Origin of the sequence: Pseudotabrizicola algicola (genome assembly GCF_010915705.1) — a bacterium.
GTDB classification, from domain to species: domain Bacteria; phylum Pseudomonadota; class Alphaproteobacteria; order Rhodobacterales; family Rhodobacteraceae; genus Pseudotabrizicola; species Pseudotabrizicola algicola.
Genome location: NZ_JAAIKE010000003.1, coordinates 463,725 through 473,207, shown reverse-complemented (window position 1 = coordinate 473,207; position 9,483 = coordinate 463,725). Strand labels below are relative to the sequence as shown.

Here is a 9,483-nt window from a genome sequence, read left to right as displayed (position 1 = left end):
TCAGGCAAGCAGGCGCCTTTTGCGTCAGTGCCCCAGAATCTGCGACAGGAACAGTTTGGTCCGGTCCGATTGCGGGTTGTTGAAGAACTCTTTGGGCGAGTTCTGTTCGACGATCTGGCCCTGGTCCATGAAGATCACCCGGTTGGCCACAGCCTGCGCAAAGCCCATTTCATGGGTGACGCAGAGCATGGTCATGCCCTCTTCGGCAAGCTGGATCATGGTGTCGAGCACTTCCTTGATCATCTCGGGGTCGAGCGCGGAAGTGGGTTCGTCGAACAGCATGATGCGCGGCTTCATGCAGAGCGAACGCGCGATGGCCACCCGCTGCTGCTGGCCGCCCGACAACTGGCCCGGATACTTGTTCGCCTGTTCGGGGATCTTCACCTTGCGCAGGAAGTGCATGGCGATTTCCTCGGCCTCTTTCTTCGGGGTCTTGCGGACCCAGATCGGGGCGAGCGTGCAGTTTTCCAGAATGGTCAGATGCGGGAAGAGGTTGAAGTGCTGGAACACCATGCCGACTTCGGAGCGCACCTTGTCGATGTTCTTCAGGTCTGACGTCAGTTCGGTGCCGTCCACGATGATCTGGCCCTGCTGGTGTTCTTCCAGCCGGTTGATGCAGCGGATCAGGGTGGATTTGCCCGAACCGGAGGGGCCGCAGATGACGATACGTTCGCCCCGGTTCACGGTCATGTTGATGTCACGCAGGACGTGGAAGGTGCCATACCATTTGTTCATCTGGGAAATCTGGATGGCGACTTCGTTGCTGACCTGCATCTGGCTGCGGTCAATCTTGCGCGTATCGAGGTCGAGGGCTGTGGCTTCGGACATGTTCCGGCTCCCTTAGCGATGATCGGTTTTCAGCTTGCCTTCGAGATACATCGAGTATCGCGACATGGCGAAGCAGAAGACAAAGAAGATGGTGCCGACAAAGATGTAGGGTTCCCAGTAGATGCCCTTCCAGTCGGTGGAGGCGCGCACGGCATCGGTGATGCCCTTGAGCGGATCGAGCAGGCCCACGAAGACCACCAGCGTGGTATCCTTGAACAGGCCGATGAAGGTGGACACGATGCCGGGGATCGAGATTTTCAGCGCCTGCGGCATGATGATGAGCCGCTGCGCCTTCCAGTAATCGAGCCCCAGCGCGTCGGCGGCTTCATACTGCCCTCGCGGCAGGGCGGCGAGGCCGCCACGCACCACTTCGGCAATGTAGGCGGCGGCGAACAGCACCACCATGATGATGACGCGCAGGATGATGTCGAAATCGGTGCCCGGCGGCAGGAAGTAGTTGAGCAGGAGCGAGGCCGTGAACAGCAGCGTGATGAGCGGCACGCCGCGGATGAACTCGATGAAGCCGACCGAGAGCTTGTTCACGATGAACATGTCCGACTGGCGGCCAAGGGCGAGCATGATGCCCAAGGGCAGCGAGAAGGCGATGCCGGTGAAGCCGATGGTGAAGGCCAGCACGAAGCCGCCGAATTCACGCGAGCGCACCGCTTGCAGGGCGACCGGCAGGATGGATTGCATCGCATCGGCGGCAGGCCCCGCGAGGAACAGCCACCACAGCACAGGCGCCAGCACGGCGGCGATGGTGGCAATGATGGTGCCAGCCAGCGGTTTGACGATTCTGGCAGCGGCGTAGCCGATGGCAAAGCCCGCCAGCGCCATCACCGGCACCCAGACCGACCCGCCCCAGAGGAGCCAGAAGCCGACGGCCGGGTAGACCAGCGAGAACCACAGCATCTTGCGCGGCAGTTTGTCGAACAGCACCGGAGCGACGGCGACGCAGAGCAGCACGAAGGCCAGCACCGGACGCCAGTAGAGGTGCGACGGGTAGAAGCCGAAAAGGTATTGCGGCCAGCGTTCGCGGATCACCGCCCAGCAGGCGCCGGTCGCGCCTTCGCCATAGCGCTCGGTGATGATCTGGCGGCATTCCGACAGGGTGTTCGCGTTCCAGACCGAGCGGGAGAGCCACGGCGCGATGTGCATGACCAGATAGGCCACGGCGGCGACGCCGAGGATGGTCAGGATGGTGTTGAGCACCGAGGAGAACAGGTTCTCGCGCAGCCATTTGACGGCCCCGGCCTCGGTGATCGGCGGGGCTTGCTGCGGCAGCATTTCGGTGCGCACGAAGGTGCTTGTGCTGGTGTTCATCTCAGCGCTCCTTCAGCTTGACGGATTGGTTGTAGACGTTCATCGCCGACGAGATGGTCAGGCTGATGATCAGGTAGATCAGCATGAGGAGCAGCATCGCCTCCAGCCCGCGGCCGGTCTGGTTCAGCGTGATGCCGCCCAGCGTGCCGCGCAGGTCCATGTAGCCCACCGCGATGGCAAGCGAGGAGTTCTTCGTCAGGTTCAGGTATTGCGAGATCAGCGGCGGGATGATGACGCGCATCGCCTGCGGCAGGATGATCAGGCTCATGGTGCGGCCCGGACGCAGGCCGAGGGCAAAGGCCGCCTCGGACTGCCCGCGCGAGATGGCGTTGATGCCGGCGCGCACGATTTCCGCGATGAAGGCGGCGGTATAGAGCGTCAGCGCCAGCCACAGCGCCACCAGCGAGTTTGACACCTGCAGACCGCCGGTGAAGTTGAAGCCTTGCAGGCTGGGGTAATCGAAATGGGTGCCCAGCGCGAATTTCAGCACGATGATCGGGCCGAACAGCGCCAGCAGCGACTGCCACCATGTGGTCGGACGCACGCCCGTTGCTTCCTGGATACGCGTCGCACGCTTCAGGATCGCGCGGTTGATCAGGAAGCCGCCCACCAGCGCCACGATGATCGCGGTGAAATCGAGGTTCAGCCAGATCGGCCCCAGTTGCAGCCAGCCCAGCGAGCGGTCGAACACCAGCCACGGAATCGCGGTGTAGCGGTTGGTAAAGGCCACCGTGTCGAACAGCGCCATCGACGCGGCCGGGTTTTCACCGCGAAAGGCGTTGGGCGCGGGCAGCGCCTCGGTGAACACGGTGTAGATCATCAGGATCCACAGCAGCAGGGGGATGTTGCGGAAAATCTCGACGTAGACCGTCATCAACCGGGCAACCACCCAGTTCTTCGACAGGCGCAGAACCCCCGCGATCACCCCCAGAACCGTCGCCGCGACGCAGCCCAGAAAGGCGATCAGCAGCGTGTTCAGAAGACCGACAAGCGTGGCACGGGCATGTGTGCTGTCGTTGGTGTATTCCACCAGCGTCTGGTTGATATCATACCCGGCACGGTTCCACAGAAATCCGAAATCGATGCCCCGGCCCAAGGCGGCGAGGTTGCGCAAAAGGTTGTCGATCAGCCAGGCAGCGCCCAGCATGACCAAGAACAAAACGACGATCTGAATGGTGATGGAACGATAGCGGGTGTCATAGATGAGCATCCCGAGCCGAAAGCCAGCTTTCGGTTCTTCCGTGACTACGGCCATTTATTTTCCCCTGAAGTCCGCGCGCTTTCGGGCTTTGCCCTTGTTGGTGGGGAATCTCCCCGGCGCAGCGAATTACCCTGTTCTTACTTTTGGAAGGGGCGCGCCTTGCGGGCGCGCCCCTGTCTTTTCAGCCGATCAACGGAACGGCGGGGTGTAGAGCAGACCGCCCTGGGTCCACTGGGCGTTCAGACCGCGCGCCAGACCGATCGGGGTCGATTCCCCGATGGTGGCTGCGAAGATCTCGCCGTAGTTGCCGCTGGCCTTGATCGCGTTCTTGGCCCAGTCAGCCTCCAGCCCGATCATCTTGCCAAGCTCGCCCGAGGTGCCCAGCAAACGCTGCACTTCGGGGTTCTGCGAGGAGGTTGCCAGCTCGTCGATGTTGGCCGAGGTGATGCCGAATTCTTCGGCAGCGATCAGCGCGTTCATCGTCCAGCGGATCACGTCACCCCAGGCGCTGTCGCCGTGGCGCACGGCCGGCCCGAGCGGTTCTTTCGAGATGATTTCCGGCAGGATGATGTGGTTTTCCGGATCGGCGAAAGCCGCGCGGGTTGCGGCAAGGCCCGATGCGTCGGTGGTGTAGGCATCGCAGGCGCCAGCCAGATACTGCTGTTCACCCTCGGCGTTGGTTTCGATCGGAACCGCCGTGTAGGTCATGTTGTTGGCCTTGAAGTAATCGGCCAGGTTCAGTTCGGTGGTGGTGCCGGTCTGGATGCAGATCGTCGCGCCGTTCAGCTCTTTGGCCGAGGAGACGCCCAGATCCTTGCGGACCATGAAGCCCTGTCCGTCATAGTAGTTCACGCCGACGAAATCCATTTTCAGGTCGGTGTCGCGCGAGAAGGTCCAGGTGGTGTTGCGGATCAGGAAGTCGATCTTGCCCGAGGTCAGCTGTTCGAAGCGGTCGGACGAGGTGGTCGGGATATAGACCACTTTCGAGGCGTCGCCGAAAATCGCGCCGGCGACGGCCTTGCACAGGGCAACGTCAAAGCCCTGCCAGTTGCCGCTTGCGTCCGGTGCGGCAAAGCCGACCAGACCGGTGTTGACGCCGCAGTTGAGTTCGCCACGGGCCTTGACGGTTTCGAGCGTCGAGGTGCCCTGCGCCAGTGCCACGCCTGCAAACAGGGTGGTGGCGGCGAGGGTGCCGAGGAATACGGATTGTTTCATTCTTACCTCATCCTGAGTTGCCGGCCTTGTGCCGACGTTTTTTTATGCCCCGCAGCCCTTTGATGGGCGCACGGGGGCGAAACTGATGGAGGTGAGCCTCTCCCAGTCCGCACAGTTTCGTCCGAAGCGGTTTGAAAGGTCAAGCGGGTCGCGGTGTTTTGCCTAAAATCTTTGCATCCACTCGCTTTGGCGGCAGGCTTTGGCAAGAAGGCGTCGCTCCGCCCGCAATTTGGGCAGGATTGTTACCCGCACAATGCAAAGAATCGCTCTGCGGTCAGAAATGCCTCGCGGCGCTGGCGCTCTTGTTCGGCGGCGGTGTCGTCGACGCCCCAGAGTTCCGCCTGCCACGATTCATCGATTCGGCTCAGATCGAAGGCGGCAGCGCCCGTCAGGCGCCCCCGCGCCACCGCCAAGCCCAGAATCAGCGAGCCCGAGATGGCGGTCAGGTCGTGCAGCGCGGCCAGCTGGAAGGCGCTGTGCGCCGCCACATGTGCGCGGAGGGCGGCAAGGCTTTCGGCGGGCTGCGCCACAGGGATCACCCCTGATGTCACCCGCAGCGGCGCACCCAGCACGCCTTGCGCCCAGTCGAGCAGCGGGGTCCATGCCGCCGCCTGCCGGTCGATGAGCGCCTGCGGGTCGGTGGCGCGATAGCACAGCAGGTCGGTCCCGCCGTAATTGGCGATCTCATCCACCACGGCATCCCGCAGGGGGTCCACCTTGTCGATGGCGGAATTGGCAGCGCGGGTAAAGGGCATGGTCTCGGGGCGCACCAGCCCCTGCTGTGCATCCCATTCCGCCGCGATGGCCTGCGCCATAGCCAGTGTGGGCAGCAGCAGCGGACGCTTGGCCGGGGTCTTGACCGGGCGCGCGTCGAGCCGGACGGTAAAGCCGGTGTCGCAGGCCTCGGCGGTGGCGGTCTGCCAGAAGCGTTTGGCCGACCAGCCGCTCATCGCATCGCCTCGAACGGGTCGGCGGGAACGTCGGTTTCGTTCCAGTCGAGCAGTTTCCAGGTGCGGGCCATGTGTTCGGGCAAGGGGGCGGTGAAGGTCATCATTTCCTTGGTGATCGGGTGCTGCACCGACAGGCTGCGGGCATGCAGGTGCATCTTCTTGGACATCTCGCCGCCCGCTTGCGCGCCCCAGCCGTCGCCCATGTTTTCCTGCGTCGAGCCGCCGTATTTGCCGTCGCCGATGATCGGATGGCCAAGTTCGGCCAGATGCGCACGCAACTGGTGGGTGCGGCCCGTCACCGGCTCCAGCGCCATCCACGACATGCGGGTGCCAAGGAACCAGAGCGTGAAGAAATCGGTATGGGCGCGCTTGGCATCGGGGAAGTCGGCCATCTTGGCGGGGTGGACGCAGACCATCTTCTCGCCTTCGCCGCGCCCGCCGCCGGGGGCCTTCATCAGCCCGTATTTGATGCTGCCCTGCCGGGGGTGCGGCACCCCGGCGACCAGCGCCCAATAGATCTTGCGGGTGTTGCGGTGGCGCAAAGCCTCGGACAGGGCGCGCGCCACGCGGTCGGTGCGCGCCAGCATCAGCAGGCCCGAGGTGTCTTTATCAAGCCGGTGCACCAGCTTGGGCTTTTCCTTGTAGCCGAACTTCAGCGCCTCGGCCAAGCCATCGACATGCCGCTCCCCCTGCCCCGAGCCGCCTTGCGAGGGCAGACCCGGCGGCTTGTTCAGGATGATGATGTGCTCATCCTTCCACAGCACCGCGTTCTGGATCATCTTGGCATCGGCGGCGCTGATGCGGCCTTCGGCGGGGCGGCTGGGTGCCTCGGTGTCGGGCAAGGGCGGGACGCGGATGGTCTGGCCGGGCGCCACACGGTCGGCCGCCTTGGCGCGGGCGCCATCGACGCGGATCTGGCCGGTGCGGCACATCTTTTCGACATGGCCCTGGGTCAGTTGCGGAAAGCGGCGCTTGAACCATTTGTCGAGCCGCTGCGCGCCCTCGTCTTCAGAGACTGTCAGAAGTTTCACGCCACTCATGTCAAAGACCTTGCAGATGGGAGGCCCGCCAGATGTGCGGCAAGCAGGAAAGCAAAGCGTTTCTTTGCGGGTCCGGCGCGGAATTGTCAACGTGCGCTCATCGCTCGGGCAAAGCCCTGCGCTCTTCGCGGCGGCTGCGGTGCCAAAGCGATGACGTCCATCAGGACGGAAGAGCGCGCGATCAGCTGCCCTGCCGCTTGGCGCGCAGCTTGGCGAAATACTCCACCCGCTTTTTCAACTCCCGCTCGAACCCGCGTTCGGGCGGCAGGTAGAACACCGGGCGCTTCATGCCTTCGGGGAAGTAATCCTGCCCCGAAAAGCCATCCTCGGCCTCGTGGTCATAGGCATAACCCGCACCATAGCCGATCTCTTTCATCATCTTGGTCGGCGCGTTCAGGATGTGGCGCGGCGGCATCTGGCTGCCTGTCTCGCGCGCGCTTGCCCGCGCGGCCTTGTAGGCGACATAGACCGCGTTGGATTTGGGCGCGAGCGCGAGGTAGACCACCGCATTGGCCAGCGCGAGTTCCCCCTCGGGGCTGCCGAGGCGTTCATAGGTGTTCCACGCGTCCAGACAGACGCTTTGCGCCTGCGGGTCGGCAAGGCAGACATCTTCCACCGCCATCCGCGTCAGGCGGCGGGCCAGAAAGCGCGGGTCCTCGCCGCCCTCCAGCATGCGGGCGAACCAATAGAGTGCGGCATCGGGATCGGAGCCCCGCACCGATTTGTGCAGCGCCGAGATCAGGTTGTAATGTTCCTCGCCCGACTTGTCGTATTTCGCGGCGCGGCGCATCAGGCGGGTAGCCAGTTGCGCCTTGTCGATCGGACGCGCCAGCCGCCATGCCGCGACCTGCTCGATCAGGTTCAGGAGCGCCCGCCCGTCGCCATCGGCCATTTCCAGCAGCGCCTCGCGCGCTTCGCCGGTCAAGGGCAGATTGCGCGCCAGTTCCATCTCGGCCCGCTGCATCATGCGTTCCAGATCGGCAAGGCCGAGCCGTTCCAGCACGATCACCTGCGCGCGGCTGAGCAAGGCAGCGTTCAACTCGAAACTGGGGTTTTCCGTGGTGGCCCCGACCAGAAGGATGGTGCCATCCTCCATATGCGGCAGGAAGCCGTCCTGCTGCGCCTTGTTGAAGCGGTGGATTTCGTCGACGAACAGCAGCGTCCCCTGCCCGTTCTGCCGCCGGATGCGGGCCGCCTCGAACACCTTGCGCAACTCCGGCACGCCGGTGAAGATTGCCGAAATCTGCACGAAGGCCAGATCGGTCTCATCCGCCAGCAGCCGCGCGATGGTGGTCTTGCCCACACCGGGCGGCCCCCAGAGGATCAGCGAGGACAGGCTGCCCGAGGCCAGCATCGCACCCAGCGGACCCTCCGGCCCCAGCACATGCGCCTGCCCGATCACCTGCGACAGGCTTTGCGGGCGCAGACGGTCGGCCAAGGGCCGAGGGCCTTCGGCTTTGGGGGTGGCGGGGGCGGTGTCGAACAGGTCTGCCATGCCCCCAACCTAAGCGCAGCGGCCCGCCTCCGCTAGAGGCGGAAGCGCAGCCGCACGATCTGGCCGCCACGGTTCACGTCGATGGCCCAGCGGCGCGTCGGCTCGCGCGCGGCCTCGGCTACATCCTGCGGCAGGGTGACGGGGCGTTCGTTGATCGCAAGCAGCACATCGCCGGGGCGCAGGCCCACCTGCGCCGCCAGATCCCGCACCTGCGTGACCGCAACGCCGGAGGATTCCATCGCAAGACCAAGCTCGGCAATCAGCGCCGGATTGATGCGCGCCACGCTCAGCCCGCGCAGGGCGACGTTCTCGGTGATGGTCAGCGGATCGCGCGCGGGCGTCTCGGGGGCAGCGATCAGCGTGACCTCGACCGTTTGCGTGCCCTCTTCATCCAGATAGGTGACCGGCACCGTCGCCCCGACACCCAGCGCAGCCAGCCGGAACATCATTTCCTGCGGGGTATTGGTCGGCGCGCCTGCCACCGAGAGCACCACATCGCCTGCGCGCAGCCCCGCTGCGGCAAAGGGGCTTTCGGGGTGCAGATCGACAAGAAGCACGCCATCGGGGCGGGCAAGGTTCATGGCCGCCGCCAGCCCCGCATCCATCGCCTGCCCCTGCACACCCGCCCAAGGCCGTTCGAACCGCGCGCCACCGGCCTCGGCCTGCGCCACCACGGTCTGCACCAGATTGGCCGGAATCGCAAAGCCGATGCCGTTCGACCCGCCCGAGCGGGTGAGGATCGCCGTGTTGATCCCCACCAGACGCCCCTGCATATCCACCAGCGCGCCGCCCGAGTTGCCGGGGTTGATCGCGGCATCGGTCTGGATGAAATAGCCGCGCCCCAGTTCCACCGAACTGCGCGCAAGGCCCGAGACGATGCCCGAAGACACGGTCTGCCCCACCCCGAACGGGTTGCCGATGGCCAGCACCAGATCGCCCACCTCCACCTCGTCCGAGTTGCGGAATTCGAGCGCGGGCAGGTCCGCCGCATCCTGCAGCCGCAGGATCGCCAGATCGCTTTCCTCGTCGCCAAGGATCAACTCGGCCGCATATTCGCGGCGGTCGTTCAGCACGACGCGGATTTCTGTGGCCTGCCCGACCACATGGTAGTTTGATACCACGATGCCTTCGGAGGACACGATCACGCCCGAGCCGAGCGAGTTCTGCACACGCGGCTGGCTTTGGCCGAAGCCGTTGAAGAACTGGTCAAAGAACGGGTCCCCCGCAAAGGGCGACAGGCGCTCTTCCACCACGCGGCTGGCATAGATGTTCACCACGGCGGGTGCGGTGGCCTTGACCACGGGGGCAAAGCTGAGGCTGATTTCGGCCTGCGATGCGGGAACGCGGGCATCGGTCTGCGCGGCCAGAGGGGTGGCGCAAAGCAGGATCAGGGTGACGAGACGGAGCATGGCACCTCGCAAGGATGGTTTG

At 64.5% G+C, this 9,483-nt stretch carries 8 protein-coding genes; all 8 read right to left on the bottom strand.

The features are described 5' to 3' along the window. Nucleotides 1-24 precede the first annotated feature (24 nt). Entirely contained in the window at nucleotides 25-828 is an 804-nt protein-coding gene (locus G3572_RS11940; protein ID WP_164612052.1) for an amino acid ABC transporter ATP-binding protein, read from the bottom strand. Nucleotides 829-840: 12 nt separating this feature from the next. After that, a complete protein-coding gene (locus G3572_RS11935; RefSeq protein WP_164612050.1) occupies nucleotides 841-2,151 on the bottom strand; it encodes an amino acid ABC transporter permease in 1,311 nt (436 codons plus the stop codon). 1 nt (nucleotide 2,152) lies between these two features. After that, nucleotides 2,153-3,406 (bottom strand): amino acid ABC transporter permease, encoded by a 1,254-nt coding sequence (locus tag G3572_RS11930; protein WP_164612048.1) that lies wholly within the window; start codon nucleotides 3,404-3,406, stop codon nucleotides 2,153-2,155. Between the two features lie 135 nt (nucleotides 3,407-3,541). Beyond that, nucleotides 3,542-4,567 carry an amino acid ABC transporter substrate-binding protein gene (locus G3572_RS11925; RefSeq protein ID WP_164612046.1) on the bottom strand — a complete coding sequence of 342 codons (1,026 nt, stop codon included), beginning with the start codon at nucleotides 4,565-4,567 and terminating at the stop codon, nucleotides 3,542-3,544. A gap of 242 nt (nucleotides 4,568-4,809) precedes the next feature. After that, nucleotides 4,810-5,517 (bottom strand): ATP12 family chaperone protein, encoded by a 708-nt coding sequence (locus G3572_RS11920; RefSeq protein WP_164612044.1) that lies wholly within the window; start codon nucleotides 5,515-5,517, stop codon nucleotides 4,810-4,812. Continuing rightward, nucleotides 5,514-6,557: an RluA family pseudouridine synthase gene (locus G3572_RS11915; RefSeq protein ID WP_164612042.1), complete on the bottom strand. Its 1,044-nt coding sequence runs from the start codon at nucleotides 6,555-6,557 to the stop codon at nucleotides 5,514-5,516. The genes G3572_RS11920 and G3572_RS11915 overlap by 4 nt, the downstream gene beginning before the upstream one ends. 181 nt (nucleotides 6,558-6,738) lie before the next feature. After that, a complete protein-coding gene (locus G3572_RS11910; RefSeq protein WP_164612040.1) occupies nucleotides 6,739-8,052 on the bottom strand; it encodes a replication-associated recombination protein A in 1,314 nt (437 codons plus the stop codon). A gap of 32 nt (nucleotides 8,053-8,084) precedes the next feature. Further along, nucleotides 8,085-9,461 (bottom strand): Do family serine endopeptidase, encoded by a 1,377-nt coding sequence (locus tag G3572_RS11905; RefSeq protein WP_164612038.1) that lies wholly within the window; start codon nucleotides 9,459-9,461, stop codon nucleotides 8,085-8,087. Between the last annotated feature and the right edge of the window lie 22 nt (nucleotides 9,462-9,483).